A 17,276-nucleotide genomic window follows, 5' to 3' on the forward strand; every position below is an offset into this window, starting at 1 on the left:
CTTATTTGTAGATAACAGCGGTGCCGTGCAGGGTGTTAGGACCGGTCACGGAGGTGATGCGGAAAGATTTTGCACCCATCTCGTCAGCTTTCTGCGCCAGCTGATCTTCCAGTGAGCCCAGGTTAGTCCCGGCAGAAGCAGAGATAGTCCCGACTTTATGCTGGTCAGCAGGGGTTGATTGCACTTCAACAGCAGCGAAGCTTGCGAAAGAAAGTGAACTCAGAACAGCAGCAGCGATGAGGGTTTTTACGTTTTTCATGATTTTTACCTTTAGGCAGATGATTTGGAGGTCGTTATCTATTTAGTTAACGATCGATAGGTAAATCATAAATGTGATCCAGCTCACGCGTCAACATCTTTTTATAACGAACATTAATTAAATTTTAAATTCGTTATTTTTCATACCCATATGATTAATTTATTTTTCTCTCATCAGTGCTGGTGGTCACCCGCGATTATTTTTATAATGATTATTCAACAAACCAACAGAGGACCAACGGCAAATGACAACCGACGTGACGAGTTGCGCGAAGAAAAGCCGTGGCCGACCAAAAGTGTTCGACAGGGATGCAGCGCTTGATAAGGCCATGACTCTCTTCTGGCAACATGGGTATGAAGCGACCTCGCTTTCCGATCTGGTGGAAGCTACCGGTGCCAAAGCACCCACGCTGTATGCTGAATTCACCAATAAAGAGGGGCTGTTCAGGGCAGTGCTGGACAGATACATTTCGCGCTTTGCGGCGAAACACGAAGCCCAGCTGTTTTGTGAAGAGAAAAGCGTAGAACAGGCGCTACGGGACTACTTCACCACCGTCGCGACCTGCTTCACCAGTAAAGATACCCCTGCGGGCTGCTTTATGATTAACACCTCTGCCACCCTTGCGGCCTCCTCAAAAGAGATTGCCAACACGGTGAAATCGCGCCATGCCATGCAGGAAGAGACGCTAAGCGCGTTCCTGTCTCAGCGTCAACAACGAGGTGAAATTCCTGCGCATTGCAATCCACAGATGCTGGCGCAATACCTGAACTGTATTTTGCAGGGTATGTCGATAAGCGCCCGTGAAGGGGCTACGCTGGAAAAACTGCAAACCATTACCGCGACCACGCTGAAACTGTGGCCTGAACTGCTTAAAATCTGACGTAAAAAAAAGCTCCTCAGCCTGAGCGCTTGAGGAGCTAAGTTCAGAGAACATCTTTTTTACACTTTATTATTCAGTACCAGCTGGCCGTTTCCATCCAGCGGAATTTGAGTGCCCGGGTCTTTATCCATGCGGATCTTGCCCTGCTGATCGCCAATTTTGTACGTCACGTCGTAACCCAGCATTTTCTCCGACTTGTCATAGACGGTTTTGCAGCGCTGCTGAGTCGTCGTGTACGTGTCGTTATCCTGCATAGCGCCCTGCACCTGGTTACCGGCATAGCCGCCGCCCAGCGCGCCGACCACGGTCGCCACATCTTTACCACGACCACCACCAAACTGATGGCCAATCACACCACCGGCAACCGCACCCAGTACTGAACCGGCGATACGGTTTTCATCCTGTACCGGACGGCGATGGGTCACGGAGACGTTACGGCACTCCTGACGAGGTGTTTTCACGGTTTCTTTAATCGGGGTAGCAGACACGACCTGTGCGTATTGTGGGCCGCGATCCAGTACGTTGAGACTGGCAACGGCAGCCACACCTAACGCAGCAGCGACGCCAATCCCTATACCCGCCAACATTGATTTATTCACGGGACTTCCTCCTTTGTTGCTATTGGTAACAATTTTGCAATGCAGGTCGCGCTTCGCCAATAAGACAAAGGATCAAAAAGTGGACGTGGAGGAGAGATATATCGTGTTTAGGAGAACTCTTAAGCACTCAATGTACGATGAGCAGCATGATATGCTAAAAATTCCCTCCGGAGGCCCCGGAGGGAGAGAATATTAGTGCAGCTTCAGGCGTGGTCGAATAACGCGGTTGATTCGTCCCACCAGCATCATCAGCCCGGTTTTGAAGTAACCGTGCAGGGCAATCTGGTGCATACGATAGAGCGAGATATAGACAAAGCGTGCAATACGTCCTTCCACCATCATAGAGCCGCGCATCAGGTTACCCATCAGGCTGCCGACGGTAGAGAAGTTCGAGAGCGATACCAGAGAACCATGGTCTTTATAGACATAGGCTTTCATCGGCTTACCTTTGTACTGCGCCAGAATATTGTGCAGTACCAGGCTTGCCATCTGGTGCGCTGCCTGAGCACGCGGAGGCACAAAACCGCCCTCCGGACGCGCGCAGGAAGCACAGTCGCCGATGGCGAAAATGTCCGGATCGCGTGTGGTTTGCAGGGTCGGCTCGGTCACCAGCTGGTTAATACGGTTCGTTTCCAGCCCGCCAATCTCTTTCATAAAATCAGGTGCTTTGATGCCAGCAGCCCAGACCATCAGGTCTGCTTTGATGTACTCGCCATCTTTGGTATGCAGGCCGCCGCCGTCCGCGCTGGTTACCATGGTTTGGGTCAGAACCCGCACGCCCAGCTTGGTCAGTTCATTATGCGCCGCACCGGAAATGCGCGGAGGCAGCGCTGGCAGAATACGTTCACCCGCTTCAACCAGCGTCACGTTCAGCGCATCATTGGTTAAGCCTTTATAACCGTAGCTGTGCAGCTGTTTCACCGCGTTGTGCAGCTCAGCAGAAAGCTCGACGCCCGTCGCCCCCCCACCAACAATCGCGATATTAACTTTCCCGTTCGCACCCATATTGCTGGTGTACTTCAGGAACAGGTTCAGCATTTCCTGGTGGAAACGACGTGCCTGATGTGGGTTATCGAGGAAGATACAGTGCTCTTTTACACCTGGTGTGTTGAAATCATTGGAGGTACTGCCCAGCGCCATGACCAGCGTGTCATACGGCAGTTTGCGCTCAGGAACCAGCAGTTCCCCTTTTTCATCGCGCAGCTCTGCCAGGGTAATGGTTTTGCTCTCACGATTGATATCCACCACGGAGCCCAGCTGGAACTGGAAATGGTGATTGCGCGCATGTGCCAGATAGCTCAGCGCGTCCACGCCCTCATCCAGTGAACCGGTCGCCACTTCGTGCAACAGCGGTTTCCACAAATGGCTGTGGTTACGATCCACCAGCGTAATTTTGGCTTTTTTGCCGCGACCGAGCTTCTTGCCTAACTGTGTAGCCAGCTCCAGCCCGCCAGCACCACCGCCGACAATCACTATCTTTTTCAATGGCGTAGTCAACGTGACCCCCTCAAATTATTAACCAATTGTTAATTAAAAGTTATAAAAATAACCCTTAATTAACAACAGGTTACAGCACTGAAACCATTCAGGTGCATTGAGAATACCACGTCAGGCGCATTGGTCATACCAAAATTGATATGCATCAAGTTTTGATGGCTTAAAAGTAGACAATTCTGGACAAAAAGAAAGCCCGGCGCGCTTTCGCGGCCGGGCCTGGCAGGTCGTACGCAGTGGATTAGCCCAGGGTTTTGAAGGCTTTGATCCGCTGCAAATGCGGGGAGATATTCTTGAATTTGTGGGTCTGTTCTTCATCCCAGACAATTTCATAGTAATGATGCAGCAACTCAGCCGCCCGGTGGCTGTTAAGGGCTTCATCATTACGCGACAGGATCACCAGACAACGGTCGCGGTTTTTCTCCCGAAAATTACTGACGCACTTGGTGGCAATATCGACATACTCTTCAGGGCGGTCAATTTTGCCTTCCATGTTCTCATTCGGGAAAAGATTAGGATTGAACACCACCTGGCGGATATCGCACAGGAATCCAATCCGCTCTGCCCAGTAGCCACCTAATCCCACGCCACAAATCAGCGGACGGTCATCGATGTTGAGCTGCAACATCTTGTCCACCTCTTTGAGCAGGTGCTGCATATCATGCTTTGGATGGCGTGTGCTGTAACTGATCAGCCGGACATCCGGATCGATAAACTGCAGCTGCAGGACCTTCTCATGATTACCAGGACTGTTTGAGTCAAAACCGTGTAAATAGATGATCATTGTCTTCTCACCACGCTACGCCTTCCGGGAGGATTTACAGGCTGGCTTTATGTGCCTGCCAGCGTTCATTCAGGGCTTCAAGCTGCGCGTTGACCGTCTTCCAGCGCGCCGAGTCCATCAGCTCCTGACGGCTAAATGAACCTTTATGATACAATTGTGTAACACGCTGTGCATTGATCGGCGACAGGTTATCCAGCACGCTGACGGCACCTTTACGATTATTGCAGACGAGGATCATATCGCAACCTGCGTCCAGCGACGCCTGACCGCGCTCCGCGTAGCTGCCCATAATCGCCGCCCCTTCCATCGACAAATCGTCTGAGAAAATCACGCCATTAAACCCCAGTTCCTGACGCAAAACGGTTTTCAGCCAGTGCGCGGACCCGCTTGCAGGACGCGGGTCGACGTCGCTGTAAATCACGTGCGCTGGCATGATGGCGTCCAGCTTGTTATCGGTGATCAGGGAGCGGAACACCGACATATCTTTGGCACGAATATCAGCTTCCGGACGCGGATCGCGCGGCGTCTCTTTGTGCGAGTCGGCGGTCACCGCACCGTGTCCCGGGAAATGTTTCCCGGTGGTTTTCATTCCCGCGTCGTGCATACCGTCAATGAAACAGCTCGCTATCGCCAGCGCAATACGCGGATCTTCATGGTATGAGCGTTCGCCAATGGCGGCGCTGATATGCCCCACGTCCAGAACCGGCGCAAAACTGATGTCGATATCCATGGCAATCATCTCGCTGGCCATCAGCCAGCCGGCCTCTTGCGCCAGTTTGCCCCCCTCTTCCGTGCCCAGTAATGCCGCAAAAGATTGGGCGGCAGGCAGGCGAGTAAAGCCTTCGCGGAAACGCTGTACACGTCCGCCTTCCTGATCGACGGCCACCACCAGATGATTGCGCGATGCAGCACGGATCTGGCGCACCAGTTCTCGCAGCTGCGCCGGATCGTGATAGTTGCGGGTGAACAGGATCAAGCCTCCCACCAGCGGGTGCGCCAGTATTTCACGCTCCTCCGCATCCAGCTCAAACCCTTCTACATCCAACATGACTGGACCCACACCAACCTCTCTTATCCTTTAGTTTGTAACTGACGCCAGGCATCATCTGCCAGCGCAATAAATTGTTTATCTCGGGATTGCTGAAAGCGCATTTCAAACCAGCCAGCCATCAGCATGACGACCCACGGTCGCCAGCGCCTCACCTGACGCCTCAGGGCGTCGGCATTCATGTGCGCTATCCGGGCGTAGTCGGTGATGAGCCGCTGCCGCGCAGCATCATCTTCCGACCAGACGGCCGCCAGCTCCAGCGCCACGTCTCCGTCACCGGCATACTCCCAGTCGATAAGCCTCGCACCGAGGGACGTATGAACAATATTTCCGGCATGAACATCCATATGCAGCGGCGAGAGCCGAAGCGGCTGCGGTTCGCCCGTTTTACGCAGCCGTTTTAGCTGTGCCAGCCAGAATGGGCTTCGCCTGTCGGCCGAAGCCTGCTGCCAGTATTGTTCAAGCAACGGCAGCAGCGTCACCCGCCACCCCAGGCGCGGTTGCCGGTGCAGATGACAGAGCATAGCCGCAAGCACTGCCGTTTCCGGTAGCGTGTTGCCGATCTCCCCTGCCAGATACTCCACGGCCATCCAGCCCTGGCGGTAAAAACGGGGCTTTGGCACCAGATCCGCCGGAAGACGTTTCAGTGCCCGAAACTGACGGCGGAAATGGGATGAAGACGCTAAGGGATCGTGATTCTGCCGCAATACCAGACGTTGCTCGCCCTGCTCTATAATGCAACTCGCGCCGCCAAGCCCGGAAGGGGCCTGCGGCGCGATAAGGCGATACTGTGGAAAATAACGCGTCAGGATCTCTTCACGCGTACAGTCAGAGTTGCGTAACGGCACCTTTACCTGACCAGATAATCTCGCCTGTCTGAACCAGCATCAGCTGCATCTGCAGGGCTGGCGTATTCACGTTACCGGTGGCACTGGAGTAAAGCACATACTGCGCACCGACGTTACGGGCAATCCCAATCGCCTTGCTGCGTGAACCGAGGCTGTCCTGCGGTGACAGGCCCAACTGCTGCTTGGCTACCGCGAGCTGCTGTGCCGAGACCAGCGTAAACTTACCGTTATTGGCCAGGGCATTGCGCAGGGTTTCTGTCGCTTCGCCCGTGTTCAGCGAACCGTTGGTACGGTTATTCACGCTATCAACCAGCAATACGCTGCCCGCGGTCACACCCTGAGCCTGCAGCATTTTGCCGACCATCGGTTGCATCGCACCGTTCCAGTCGTAATGGCGAACGCGCGGCGCAGGCTGCGATGTCTGATCCGGATGTTCAATTGGACCAGGCTGCGACGGAATAGACGGCACAGTCGGTACGGTTGGCGGCGGCTGCGTTGGCTGTGTCGGCTGCTCGGTACCCGGTTTGGCCTCTTCCACAGGCGCAGGTTCTTCAGTTCGGGTCACACACCCTGCGAGGAACAGAGCGAAAGCAGTCACGAGCGCATAACGGCTCAAATTTTTAATCAAGGTTCACCCCTTACAAATAAAGATAAAGTCTCACCTTATGTGCACCCAGATAGTTGGCGCTGCCATAGAGCGTTACCGACGATCTTGCCGGAATAGTGACGCTGCGCGGCGCTTCCAGCGGATGCATTTCAAGACCTCGTACGTCATACCAGAAAAAACGGTAGTGCACCGTCACTGGTTCTTGTCTTTCATTAAAGAGCGTAGAGGAAGCAGAAGAGTTGATTTCACTGATCGACAACGCAGGTTGTTGCGCCGTGATGCCCGCAGCAAGTACGGAGGATTCCATCACCAGCGTCTGTTCATCGCTGACGGGGATCGCCGGACGCGTGCTGCACCCTACGATCAACATCGTCATTACCAGCGCTGCAATACGCCCTTTAAGCATGTCAAAGACCTTTATGTGCCAGCATCGGCCCCAGAGGACGTCCACCCAGCAGATGCATGTGAATATGATAAACTTCCTGACCACCGTGGCGATTACAGTTCATGATGAGACGGTAACCGTCTTCAGCAATCCCTTCCTGCTCAGCAATTTTTGCGGCCACTGTCAGCATACGACCTAACGCTACTTCATGCTCGGTTTTTACGTCGTTTACGGTCGGAATCAGAATATTAGGAATAATAAGGATATGTGTCGGAGCCTGAGGAGAAATGTCCCGGAAAGCCGTCACCAGCTCATCCTGATAAACGATATCCGAAGGGATTTCGCGGCGGATAATTTTACTAAAAATCGTTTCTTCAGCCATGACCTTTTCCTTTTTTGTTTAATCTGGCGTAGTGCGCCGCCATTAACACATTCTCAGTATTACTGTGTGACACAACACAAGAGTATGAGCGAGATTCTCCTGTCCTTTCAACCTTCTCCACCGATTTCTTTCCTGAATTTCCTCCAGCTGCCTGGAGAGTGAGCGCTGACGCGTCGCGATCGCCTGAAACATTATTTCAGTTCCTTTTGACACATCTGTTTACACCGTTAATCTCAATGCGTATATTTCGCATTTGCATTTTCATGCGCATTTTCAACATAGAAAACGACATCAGCCCGCACACGCGGGACTGATGCAGACCACCTTCACCATTCATTAAGGGTTTGATGATGTCTTTCATTACTCATACCAGGGATGGGCAACGCCAGCCTGTCGCAACACCTTCGTTGCTGGCAGCCTGTATTGCTATGGCATTGATGCCAACCGTCAGTTTTGCCGCCTCCACGACCGAAGATACGGTAGTTGTGGAGGGTGGCTTTGATAACGCACAGGATCCCTCCAGCGGACAGGATCAGGACTACAGCGTAAAAACCACCACCACCGGGACCAAACTGTTACTTGTTCCCCGCGATATCCCCCAGTCCGTCAGCGTGATTAGCCAGCAGCGCATGGCAGATCAGAACCTGCAGTCAGTCGGCCAGGTGTTAACCAACACCACCGGCGTAACGGCCCAGGTGCAGGACAGCGACCGCACCGTATTTTACTCGCGCGGATTCTTCGTCAGTAACTATGCGTTCGATGACCTGCCGACCTCCATCAGCGAAGTATGGAACTTTGGCGACACCGCCGCCGACACCGCCATTTATGACCGTATAGAGGTGGTTCGCGGCGCTACCGGGCTGATGTCCGGCACCGGTAACCCATCCGCCTACGTCAATATGGTGCGCAAGCACGCAGACAGTAACGTATTCAAAGGGAACGTCTCCGCCAGCTACGGCAGCTGGGACAAGCAGCGCTATGTGCTGGATTTACAGGCCCCGCTGGTAGATTCCGGCAAGGTGCGCGGTCGTCTGATCACCGGTTACCAGGACAACGACAGCGCGGTGGATAACTACCACTACCGTAAAAAATTCCTCTATGGCGTGGTGGATGCCGACGTCACCGATAGCACGACCCTCTCCGTAGGCTATGAATACCAGGAAAGTCACACCGCCGATCCCACCTGGGGCGGGCTGCCAACCTGGTATAGCGACGGAAGCAAAACCCATTACGACCGCAGCCAGACCGTTGCGCCTGACTGGGCTTACTCGGATAAAGACAACACCCGTATCTTTGCCAACCTGACCCAACGTTTTGACAACGGCTGGGAAGCGCATATCAACGGCATGCATGCGGAAACCCATTTCGACAGCAAACTTATGTATATGTCCGGCTATCCGGATAAAGAGACCGGGGCGGGCATGGTCGGCTACGGCGGCTGGAACCGCGGTGAACGTAAGCAGGATGCCATCGACGCCTTCCTGCGTGGCGATTTCAGCCTTTTTGGTCGTCAGCATGAGATGATGTTTGGCGGGAGCTTCAGCCGCCAGCGTAACCATTACGATAACAGCATGCCGGATGCGTTATACGGTATGGTGGATGTGGGTAATTTTAAAAACTGGAATGGCACTATCGCCGACCCGCAGTGGACACCGTGGAAGCTCTATAGCCAGGACGACATTCGCCAGTCATCGGCGTATACCTCGGCCCGATTCTCGCTGGCCGACCCGCTGCACCTGATCCTTGGCGCGCGTTACACCAACTATAACATTCGTTACAACCCGGCAGGCTCCCCGGATACCCGTCTGGAAAGTTCCAAAGATGACGTAACGCCTTATGCAGGACTGGTTTATGACATCAATGAAGACTGGTCGACCTATGTCAGCTACACCTCTATTTTCCAGCCACAGGACAAGCGTGACGCGAGCGGCCGTTACCTCGACCCTACGACCGGGAAAAGCTACGAAGCGGGGGTGAAAGCGGACTGGTTCAACACCCGCCTGACCACCTCACTGGCCGTTTTCCGTATTGAACAGGATAACGTGGCGAGCAATACCTACACCTATATGCCGAGCGGCGAATCTATTTATGAATCACTGGATGGCGTAGTCAGCAAAGGGATTGAATTTGAGCTAAACGGTGCACTGACCGACAACTGGCAGTTAACCTTCGGGGCGACACGGTTTATTGCAGAAGATAAGCGCGGGAATGCCATCAGTTCCGATCAGCCACGCACGACCATGAAGCTGTTTACCCGTTATCAATTGCCTAGGCTGCCAGAACTGGCGGTGGGCGGCGGGGTGAACTGGCAGAATAAAGTGTGGACGGATGTGGAGGGTGGCCCGGTAGGCCAGTCACGTGCAGAACAGGGCAGCTATGCGCTGGTGAATCTCTTCAGCCGTTATCAGGTCACCAGGGACCTGGCCTTGCAGGCCAACGTTAACAACCTGTTTGATAAAAAATACTACGACTACGTCGGGTCATACGTTGTCTATGGCGCGCCGCTGAACGTCTCCGTCAGCGCGAATTACTCTTTTTAAGTTTCTATCCATAAAAAAGGCAGCCATTCGGCTGCCTTAGTCTCCCCAGGTCACAGCTTAGCTGTTGCGGATGTACTCATCCATTTCGGTTTTCAGGTTATCGGATTTAGTCCCGAAGATTGCCTGAACGCCCGAACCAGCAACAACAACCCCTGCTGCACCCAGTTTTTTCAGACCCGGCTGGTCTACTTTCGCGACGTCGGCAACGCTAACACGCAGACGAGTGATGCACGCGTCCAGGTTAGTGATGTTCTCTTTCCCGCCGAATGCGGCAACCAGAGCCGGAGCCATTTCGCTTGTCGCGGTGGCTTTGCTGTCTTCTGACGCATCTTCACGACCTGGTGTTTTCAGGTCCAGTGCTTTGATCAGCACGCGGAAGATGGTGTAGTAAACAACGGCATAGCACGCACCAACGATTGGGAACAGCCACAGTTTGCTGCTGTTACCGGACAGAACGATGAAGTCGATCAGGCCGTGAGAGAAGGACGTACCGTCACGCATACCCAGCAGGATACAGATTGGGAACGCCAGACCCGCCAGAACCGCGTGAATGATGTACAGGATCGGCGCAACGAACATGAAGGAGAACTCGATCGGCTCGGTGATACCGGTCAGGAACGAGGTCAACGCTGCGGAGATCATGATACCGCCCACTTTTGCACGGTTCTCTGGTTTAGCAGAGTGCCAGATAGCAATTGCCGCTGCCGGCAGACCGTACATTTTGAACAGGAAGCCACCAGACAGTTTACCTGCAGTTGGGTCACCCGCCATGTAACGTGGGATATCACCGTGGAATACCTGACCTGCTGCGTTGGTGAATTCACCAATCTGCATCTGGAATGGAACGTTCCAGATGTGGTGCAGACCAAATGGTACCAGGCAACGCTCGATGAAGCCGTAGATACCAAACGCTACAACCGGGTTCTGATAAGCAGCCCACTGAGAGAAGGTCTGGATAGCGGAACCGATTGGTGGCCAGATGAAGGACAGGATCACGCCAGTGAAAATCGCTGCCAGGCCAGAAATAATCGGAACAAAACGCTTGCCCGCGAAGAAGCCCAGATACTCAGGCAGCTTGATGCGATAGAAGCGGTTGAACATGTACGCTGCAATCGCACCGGAGATGATACCGCCCAGAACACCGGTGTCTGCCAGGTGTTTCGCAGCGATCTCTTCTGCCGGTAAATGCAGAACCAGTGGCGCAACCACTGCCATGGTTTTCACCATGATGCCGTAGGCAACAACTGCAGCCAGCGCAGAAACGCCGTCGTTATTGGTGAAGCCCAGCGCCACACCGATAGCGAAGATCAGAGGCATGTTAGCAAAGACGGAACCGCCTGCTTCGGCCATCACGTGGGAAACTACGGCTGGCAGCCAGCTGAAGTTAGCAGAACCGACACCCAGCAGGATACCTGCGATAGGCAGTACGGATACTGGCAGCATCAGCGATTTACCGACCTTTTGCAGGTTAGCAAATGCATTCTTAAACATAATTGAGAGTGCTCCTGAGTATTTGTGCTTTTTTTACGCTTTCACGCATTGGCCCGGGGGGAGTACCGTGCCGTGGACAGGACATCTAAGCGCCCTTTATTTATTACACAGAGTAAAATAATTCCCTCTGAGTTTGTTTGACGGCTATCACGTTTCAGCTTAAGACGGTCGAAAAACTTTCAGTTATTTACAAAAAGCATTTCTGGATGTGTCTAAATACACCTTCACCGCCCCAAATAAGGCGGTGAACTTTACTCGTTTTATGTATTAATTACGAGCCTAAAAAAAACAGGCGTATCAAACAGATTGCAGGCGGGCGGGGTCGATATGGAACAGCGTAGAGAAGTTGTCCGTCGTGACGCGGGCCAGCTCTTCAATGCTGACGCCTTTAAGCACGGCCATGTACTCGGCTACGTCTCTCGTCATGGCTGGCTGATTTTCTTTACCGCGATGCGGCACCGGTGCCAGATACGGAGAGTCTGTTTCCACGAGGATGCGATCAAGCGGAACATAGCGCGCAGCCTCGCGGAGTTGCTCAGCGTTACGGAACGTCACGATCCCCGAAAACGAGATATAAAACCCTAAATCAAGCAGTTTACCCGCTGTTTCTCTGTCTTCTGTGAAACAGTGTAGTACGCCACCGCAATCCGTCACCTTTTCTTCCTTCAGGATCGCCAGTGTATCGGCGCGAGCATCACGGGTATGGACAATCACCGGCTTGTTGAGCTCGCGACCAATGCGAATATGATGGCGGAACGACGCTTGCTGGCGCGGTTTCGTTTCCGGCGTGTAGTAGTAATCCAGCCCGGTTTCCCCCATCGCCACGACGCCCTCTTCTGCGGCCAGCCGGCGCAGTTCCTCAACGTCATACTCTTCATCCTGATTGAGCGGATGCACGCCACAGGAGAAAACAACGTTCTCGCGCTCGCCCACCAGCTCACGCATGGCGCGATACCCCGGTAGCGTTGTCGCCACGGCAAGGCAAAACTTCACATCACGGGCAGCGGCTTTGGCCAGCACGTCGTCCACGTTTTTATGCAGGGATTGATAATCCAGGCCATCAAGATGGCAGTGTGAGTCGACTAAAAACATAATGTCTCTCTCAGAGATGGGAAACAGGCGGTGTCACGCCTGGTTGCAGGTAATGTTCGATACGCAGCAACTGGTCGGTCAGTAAAAGCTCGCGATTAAGACCGGTCACTGTTAAAAGTTGTTCACGACTTTGACAGATATCGTGAAGGATAGCGTGTAATGATGCGCCTGACAGGCTGTTCGCCAGCGTGTTAACCAGCGGCCAGACGTCCGGGTTGGTCAGTAGCGTTGCCCCTTGCTGGAGTTTGAGCGCATCCAGAAGTAAGGAAGCCAGCCAGTGCAGACGTTCCGCGGCCTGCTCGCCGTTAAGCGCAGGCAATAAACTTAGCCAGTCGTGGCTGGTGATGGAAGACTCAACGGCCCGGCAGAGCGCGTCTCGCTGTGACCAGACCTCTGGCTGCAGTAATGCCAGCGCCGCCGCGGGTGCACCGCTGCTCAGGCGCAACGCAGAGAGCGCCCCTTCCTGTGACGTTGTCACTTCTCGCTCAAGCCAGCTCAGCGCCCATGATTCCTGAGGCACCGCGAGGTGATGAAGACGACAACGGCTGCGCAGCGTTGCCAGCAAACGCCCCGGGTCACGACAGGAGAGAAGGAACCACGTTTTCTCCGGCGGTTCTTCCAGCGTTTTAAGCAGCGCATTCGCCGCCGCCTCGGTAAGCTGTGCTGCGTCTTTGAGCCAGACGACTTTTGCGCCGCTGAGCCGCGCATGTTCGTACAATTTTTCACTGACTTCACGCACGGCATCAATACCGAGCGCGCTTTTGCCCTTCTCAGGCTCGAGCGTGTAATAGTCAGGGTGCGTGCCCGCCTGCATTAACTGGCAGCCACGGCATTTACCACAGCTTTTATGGCCTTCCGGCTGCTGACACATCAGGAAGCGGGTGATGGCGTAAATCAATGCATCATCCCCCATTCCCGGCAGTGCCTGAATCAGTAACGCATGATGCCCCCGACCAGCCTGATAGCTTTCGATCAGCTTTTCAAAATGCGGGCGCAACCATGGGTACCATTTCATGCCTGTTGCTCCTGTAGCCACTGCGTAACCGTCTTCTGAATTGCGCGGGTGACCTCTTCCAGGGATTGCGTCGCATCAATGGTGCGAATACTGCCATCCTGATCCGCCAGTTCCAGATAGCGCGCGCGGGTACGGTTAAAGAAATCAAAAGACTCCTGCTCAATGCGGTCCAGCTCACCGCGAGCACGGGCGCGCTTGAGACCCACTTCCGGCATCACATCCAGATAGAGCGTCAGGTCAGGGCGAAAATCACCCAGCACCACATCGCGCAGCGTGGCCAGCATCGTCTGGTCAATACCACGTCCACCGCCCTGATAAGCCTGGGTCGACAGATCGTGACGATCGCCAATTACCCACTTGCCATTAGCCAGGGCCGGTTTAATGACCGTCTCCACCAGCTGCACACGCGCCGCGTAGAACATCAATACTTCGGCTTTATCTGTGATGACCTCGTCACCAACGGATTTGATATCCAGCACCAGGCTTCGCAGCTTTTCGGCCAGTTGCGTACCGCCGGGCTCGCGGGTAAATACCATGTCCGCAACGCCAAGCGATTTGAGCGTATCCACCACCACGTTGCGGGCCGTGGTTTTACCCGCCCCTTCGAGTCCCTCAATGACAATGTATTTACTGCGCATTTTTTTCCTTAAGTGCCTTCAGATAGTCCTGAACGGAGCGATTATGGCTGGCAAGGTTGGTGTTAAAGGTATGCCCCCCTTTTCCATCAGCCACAAAATAGAGATACGGTGTTTTAGCAGGATGCGCAGCCGCACGCAGGGAAGCCTCGCTCGGCGTGGCAATCGGGCCCGGCGGCAGACCGCTAATCACGTAGGTATTATACGCCGTTGGCGTCTCCAGATCTTTTCTTGAAATCTTACCGGTATAACTCTCGCCCATTCCGTAGATGACGGTGGGGTCCGTTTGCAGACGCATGCCGATACGCAGACGGTTAATGAAGACCGATGCCACCTGATCGCGTTCGGCGGCGACGGCCGTCTCTTTCTCAATAATTGAGGCCATCGTGACAAACTGGTTTTGATCTTTGTATGGCAGACCGTCCATGCGCCCTTCCCAGGCGGAATCGACGGCTGCCACCATCTTTTTATGCGCCCGCTTGAGGATAGCCACATCGGTCGTGCCTGCGGTGTACATCCATGTGTCTGGCCAGAACCAGCCTTCCACCCACTCAGGGTGTTCAAATTTCAGTACCTCGGCCACCGTCTGATAGCGGTCATCTTTCAGGGTATGCTTAATGTACGGAGCATCGCGCAGCTGTTCGAGATAATCGCTCAGGCGCATCCCCTCAACAAAACGCAGCGGGAACTGCGCTTCTTTACCGCTTTCCAGCAGCTGAAGCATCTCTTTGACGGTCATCCCCGGCGTAAAGCGATAGGTACCGGCTTTGAAATGAGACAGTTCAGGCTCGATACGTAACAGCCACTGAAACACGCGCGGACGGTTAATGATCTTGTCGCCATAAAGCTGTTCGCCAAGCGCCAGGCGGCCCGTCCCCGCTTTCAGGGTAAAAATCGTCTCGTCTTTAATCAGGATCTTACTGTTCGCCAGCTGACGAACTTTCCACACTCCCGCTCCGCCGGCAACACCCAGCGCAACGATAAGGAGGAGGACAAAGCGCAACATTTTCTTCATGACTATCGGGTTTGCTCACATATCGGGGCTAAAAACTGAAACAGCTCGCGCGAGGACAAGATGTATTGACCATACGCGCGGACGGGTACAACCGGCATCAGCGCATTACAGATGATAATTTCATCAGCCTGGTGCAGCGCCTCCTCTCTCGCGCTCACTTCGACAACGCGAAAGCCAGAGTGTGCCAGCTGCTGCAAACAAAACTGACGCATAATCCCGTTGACGCCAGCCTGCTCGAGCGACGGCGTATAAACATCGCTCCCCTGCCGCCAGAGTAAATTAGCCGCACAGCATTCCGTAATAAACCCTTCGCTGTCAAGAACCAGCGCCTCATCAGCGTCTGTCTGTTCAAGATGAGTGCGAATCAGTACCTGTTCAAGGCGGTTGAGGTGTTTTATACCGGCAAGCATAGGGTTTCGCCCCAGACGTACCGGGCTGAGCGTTAGCGTAATGCCCTCTTCACGCCAGCGCAGATAATGAGCAGGACAGGCAGACACCGAAAGGATCCGCGTTGGGTGCTGGCAAGCTGTACCGCTGTATCCCCGGCCACCGCTACCGCGGCTGATAATCACCTTCAGAACACCGCTTTGCTTCCCGGCCGCCAGCTGGCACATCTCCTGACGCAATGTGTCCCAGTGCGTGAAGGGGATCATCAAGGCTTCACAACCCTGCTGAAGACGACGAAGGTGCGCCTCGAGCAGGCAGACATTGCCGTCGAGAATGCGCGCTGTCGTAAAGCAGCCATCACCAAACTGAGTTGCCCTGTCACCAGCAGGAAGCGTGTTTTGCTCAAGGCCATTGATTAAAAACATGGTGGCTCCTTATGCGTGGGCATTTAGTCTGGCAGGATGCCATGCAGCCGACAAGAAGATTAGGCTGAATAAAAAAGGCCCGACAAGCGGACCTTTTTTAATCGCCATGATGCAGTCAGGCTCAGATCTTTTTGAAGATCAGTGAACCGTTAGTACCACCAAAGCCGAAGGAGTTACACAAAGTGTACTCCATACCACTTACCTGACGCGCTTCGTGAGGAACGAAGTCCAGGTCACAACCTTCATCCGGATTATCCAGATTGATGGTTGGCGGAACCGCCTGATCGCGCAGCGCAAGGATAGAGTAGATAGACTCTACTGCACCCGCCGCACCCAACAGGTGACCGGTCATGGATTTTGTGGAGCTCACCAGCACGCGGCTGGCGTATTCGCCGAAGATAGACTTAACAGCCTGAGCTTCTGCTTTATCGCCTGCAGGCGTAGAAGTACCGTGCGCGTTAACGTAACCGATGTGCTCCGGGGTAAGACCTGCGTCGCGAATCGCGTTGGCCATTGCCTGCGCGGCGCCCGCACCATTTTCTGGTGGTGACGTCATGTGGTATGCATCGCTGCTCATCCCGAAGCCGACAACTTCAGCATAAATCTTCGCGCCACGTTTTTTAGCATGTTCGTACTCTTCAAGTACGATCATACCCGCACCGTCACCCAGCACGAAACCGTCACGGTCTTTGTCCCACGGACGGCTTGCCGCCTGCGGGTTATCGTTGCGGGTAGACAGCGCACGCGCTGCACCAAAGCCACCCACTCCCAGCGGAGTACTGGCTTTTTCCGCACCGCCCGCAACCATAGCATCTGCATCGCCGTACGCAATCATGCGCGCGGCCTGGCCGATGTTATGCACGCCAGAGGTACATGCGGTAGCGATAGAAATGCTTGGCCCACGCAGGCCGAACATGATGGTCAGATGACCTGCCACCATATTAACAATCGTGGACGGAACGAAGAACGGGCTGATTTTACGCGGGCCGCCATTCATCAGAGATGTATGGTTTTCCTCGATCAGACCCAGACCGCCAATCCCGGAACCGATAGCGGCACCGATACGGGTTGCGTTCTCTTCCGTAATCTCAAGGCCAGAATCCTGCATGGCCTGAACGCCAGCGACAATTCCATATTGAATGAAGGCATCCATCTTGCGCTGTTCTTTGCGCGAGATGATCTCTTCACAGTTAAAATCCTTTACTAAGCCAGCAAATTTCGTTGCATAGGCGCTAGTATCGAAATGGTCGATTAGGCTGATGCCGCTCTGACCGGCAAGGAGAGCTTTCCAGGTGGACTCTACGGTATTGCCGACAGGAGACAACATGCCAAGTCCGGTCACAACTACACGACGCTTAGACACGTTTGTCCTCCAGGGAGGGATAAAAAG

The 17,276-nt window shown here is 54.0% G+C and carries 18 protein-coding genes; 2 read left to right on the plus strand and 16 right to left on the minus strand.

What is annotated here, in order from left to right; all coding sequences use genetic code 11:
* Position 1: 1 nt before the first annotated feature.
* Complete coding sequence (gene bhsA / locus L466_RS07575; protein WP_013097102.1) at positions 2–259, minus strand: multiple stress resistance protein BhsA; 258 nt, start codon at positions 257–259, stop codon at positions 2–4.
* Positions 260–503: 244 nt separating this feature from the next.
* On the opposite strand from bhsA, the gene comR reads away from it, so the two are divergent.
* Complete coding sequence (comR, locus tag L466_RS07570; protein ID WP_014169591.1) at positions 504–1,139, plus strand: TetR family copper-responsive transcriptional repressor ComR; 636 nt, start codon at positions 504–506, stop codon at positions 1,137–1,139.
* A gap of 59 nt (positions 1,140–1,198) precedes the next feature.
* Here the strand turns inward: comR and L466_RS07565 are convergent, their stop codons facing one another.
* The 8 genes from L466_RS07565 to hinT all read right to left on the minus strand — a co-directional run bounded on the left by L466_RS07565 (position 1,199) and on the right by hinT (position 7,286).
* On the minus strand, positions 1,199–1,738 hold the full coding sequence (locus L466_RS07565) for a glycine zipper 2TM domain-containing protein (protein WP_008500779.1): 540 nt from the start codon (positions 1,736–1,738) through the stop codon (positions 1,199–1,201).
* 192 nt (positions 1,739–1,930) lie between these two features.
* Entirely contained in the window at positions 1,931–3,235 is a 1,305-nt protein-coding gene (locus L466_RS07560) for an NAD(P)/FAD-dependent oxidoreductase (RefSeq protein ID WP_014169589.1), read from the minus strand.
* 238 nt (positions 3,236–3,473) lie between these two features.
* Positions 3,474–4,016: an alpha/beta hydrolase YcfP gene (gene ycfP / locus L466_RS07555; protein ID WP_013097106.1), complete on the minus strand. Its 543-nt coding sequence runs from the start codon at positions 4,014–4,016 to the stop codon at positions 3,474–3,476.
* 34 nt (positions 4,017–4,050) lie between these two features.
* The gene (gene nagZ / locus L466_RS07550) at positions 4,051–5,076 is read right to left on the minus strand and encodes a beta-N-acetylhexosaminidase (protein WP_020884661.1); all 1,026 of its coding nucleotides are present in this window, start codon (positions 5,074–5,076) and stop codon (positions 4,051–4,053) included.
* An 11-nt stretch (positions 5,077–5,087) separates the two neighbouring features.
* Positions 5,088–5,912 carry a thiamine kinase gene (thiK, locus tag L466_RS07545; RefSeq protein ID WP_032681247.1) on the minus strand — a complete coding sequence of 275 codons (825 nt, stop codon included), beginning with the start codon at positions 5,910–5,912 and terminating at the stop codon, positions 5,088–5,090.
* Positions 5,893–6,540, minus strand: a complete 648-nt coding sequence (gene lpoB, locus L466_RS07540) for a penicillin-binding protein activator LpoB (protein WP_032677887.1) — start codon at positions 6,538–6,540, stop codon at positions 5,893–5,895. The genes thiK and lpoB overlap by 20 nt, the downstream gene beginning before the upstream one ends.
* Before the next feature lie 10 nt (positions 6,541–6,550).
* Positions 6,551–6,925, minus strand: a complete 375-nt coding sequence (locus tag L466_RS07535) for a YcfL family putative periplasmic lipoprotein (RefSeq protein WP_014169585.1) — start codon at positions 6,923–6,925, stop codon at positions 6,551–6,553.
* A gap of 1 nt (position 6,926) precedes the next feature.
* Positions 6,927–7,286, minus strand: coding sequence for a purine nucleoside phosphoramidase (hinT, locus tag L466_RS07530; RefSeq protein ID WP_006809243.1), 360 nt, complete (start codon positions 7,284–7,286; stop codon positions 6,927–6,929).
* 350 nt (positions 7,287–7,636) lie between these two features.
* On the opposite strand from hinT, the gene fhuE reads away from it, so the two are divergent.
* Complete coding sequence (gene fhuE / locus L466_RS07525) at positions 7,637–9,826, plus strand: ferric-rhodotorulic acid/ferric-coprogen receptor FhuE (protein WP_032681248.1); 2,190 nt, start codon at positions 7,637–7,639, stop codon at positions 9,824–9,826.
* A 57-nt stretch (positions 9,827–9,883) separates the two neighbouring features.
* Here fhuE and ptsG read toward each other — a convergent pair whose 3' ends face one another.
* The 7 genes from ptsG to fabF all read right to left on the minus strand — a co-directional run bounded on the left by ptsG (position 9,884) and on the right by fabF (position 17,249).
* On the minus strand, positions 9,884–11,317 hold the full coding sequence (ptsG, locus tag L466_RS07520) for a PTS glucose transporter subunit IIBC (RefSeq protein ID WP_014169582.1): 1,434 nt from the start codon (positions 11,315–11,317) through the stop codon (positions 9,884–9,886).
* Between the two features lie 297 nt (positions 11,318–11,614).
* On the minus strand, positions 11,615–12,409 hold the full coding sequence (locus L466_RS07515; protein ID WP_014169581.1) for a metal-dependent hydrolase: 795 nt from the start codon (positions 12,407–12,409) through the stop codon (positions 11,615–11,617).
* A gap of 10 nt (positions 12,410–12,419) precedes the next feature.
* Positions 12,420–13,424, minus strand: coding sequence for a DNA polymerase III subunit delta' (gene holB, locus L466_RS07510; RefSeq protein ID WP_032681249.1), 1,005 nt, complete (start codon positions 13,422–13,424; stop codon positions 12,420–12,422).
* Positions 13,421–14,062, minus strand: a complete 642-nt coding sequence (gene tmk, locus L466_RS07505; RefSeq protein ID WP_032681250.1) for a dTMP kinase — start codon at positions 14,060–14,062, stop codon at positions 13,421–13,423. Before tmk ends, holB begins: the two co-directional genes overlap by 4 nt.
* Positions 14,052–15,074, minus strand: coding sequence for a cell division protein YceG (gene yceG / locus L466_RS07500; protein WP_014169578.1), 1,023 nt, complete (start codon positions 15,072–15,074; stop codon positions 14,052–14,054). The genes tmk and yceG overlap by 11 nt, the downstream gene beginning before the upstream one ends.
* A 2-nt stretch (positions 15,075–15,076) precedes the next feature.
* Positions 15,077–15,886, minus strand: a complete 810-nt coding sequence (gene pabC / locus L466_RS07495; protein ID WP_032681251.1) for an aminodeoxychorismate lyase — start codon at positions 15,884–15,886, stop codon at positions 15,077–15,079.
* Positions 15,887–16,007: 121 nt separating this feature from the next.
* The gene (gene fabF / locus L466_RS07490) at positions 16,008–17,249 is read right to left on the minus strand and encodes a beta-ketoacyl-ACP synthase II (protein WP_014169576.1); all 1,242 of its coding nucleotides are present in this window, start codon (positions 17,247–17,249) and stop codon (positions 16,008–16,010) included.
* Between the last annotated feature and the right edge of the window lie 27 nt (positions 17,250–17,276).

Source organism: Enterobacter sp. BIDMC 30 (assembly GCF_000534355.1).
In the GTDB taxonomy this organism is placed as follows: Bacteria; Pseudomonadota; Gammaproteobacteria; order Enterobacterales; family Enterobacteriaceae; genus Enterobacter; species Enterobacter ludwigii.

Bases quoted from the DNA above. Each gene is read 5' to 3' on its own strand.
- holB (WP_032681249.1), bottom strand. From the start codon at position 13,424: ATGAAATGGTACCCATGGTTGCGCCCGCATTTTGAAAAGCTGATCGAA.
- comR (WP_014169591.1), top strand. From the start codon at position 504: ATGACAACCGACGTGACGAGTTGCGCGAAGAAAAGCCGTGGCCGACCA.
- bhsA (WP_013097102.1), bottom strand. From the start codon at position 259: ATGAAAAACGTAAAAACCCTCATCGCTGCTGCTGTTCTGAGTTCACTT.
- pabC (WP_032681251.1), bottom strand. From the start codon at position 15,886: ATGTTTTTAATCAATGGCCTTGAGCAAAACACGCTTCCTGCTGGTGAC.
- ycfP (WP_013097106.1), bottom strand. From the start codon at position 4,016: ATGATCATCTATTTACACGGTTTTGACTCAAACAGTCCTGGTAATCAT.
- L466_RS07515 (WP_014169581.1), bottom strand. From the start codon at position 12,409: ATGTTTTTAGTCGACTCACACTGCCATCTTGATGGCCTGGATTATCAA.
- hinT (WP_006809243.1), bottom strand. From the start codon at position 7,286: ATGGCTGAAGAAACGATTTTTAGTAAAATTATCCGCCGCGAAATCCCT.
- L466_RS07535 (WP_014169585.1), bottom strand. From the start codon at position 6,925: ATGCTTAAAGGGCGTATTGCAGCGCTGGTAATGACGATGTTGATCGTA.
- yceG (WP_014169578.1), bottom strand. From the start codon at position 15,074: ATGAAGAAAATGTTGCGCTTTGTCCTCCTCCTTATCGTTGCGCTGGGT.
- fhuE (WP_032681248.1), top strand. From the start codon at position 7,637: ATGTCTTTCATTACTCATACCAGGGATGGGCAACGCCAGCCTGTCGCA.
- tmk (WP_032681250.1), bottom strand. From the start codon at position 14,062: ATGCGCAGTAAATACATTGTCATTGAGGGACTCGAAGGGGCGGGTAAA.
- ptsG (WP_014169582.1), bottom strand. From the start codon at position 11,317: ATGTTTAAGAATGCATTTGCTAACCTGCAAAAGGTCGGTAAATCGCTG.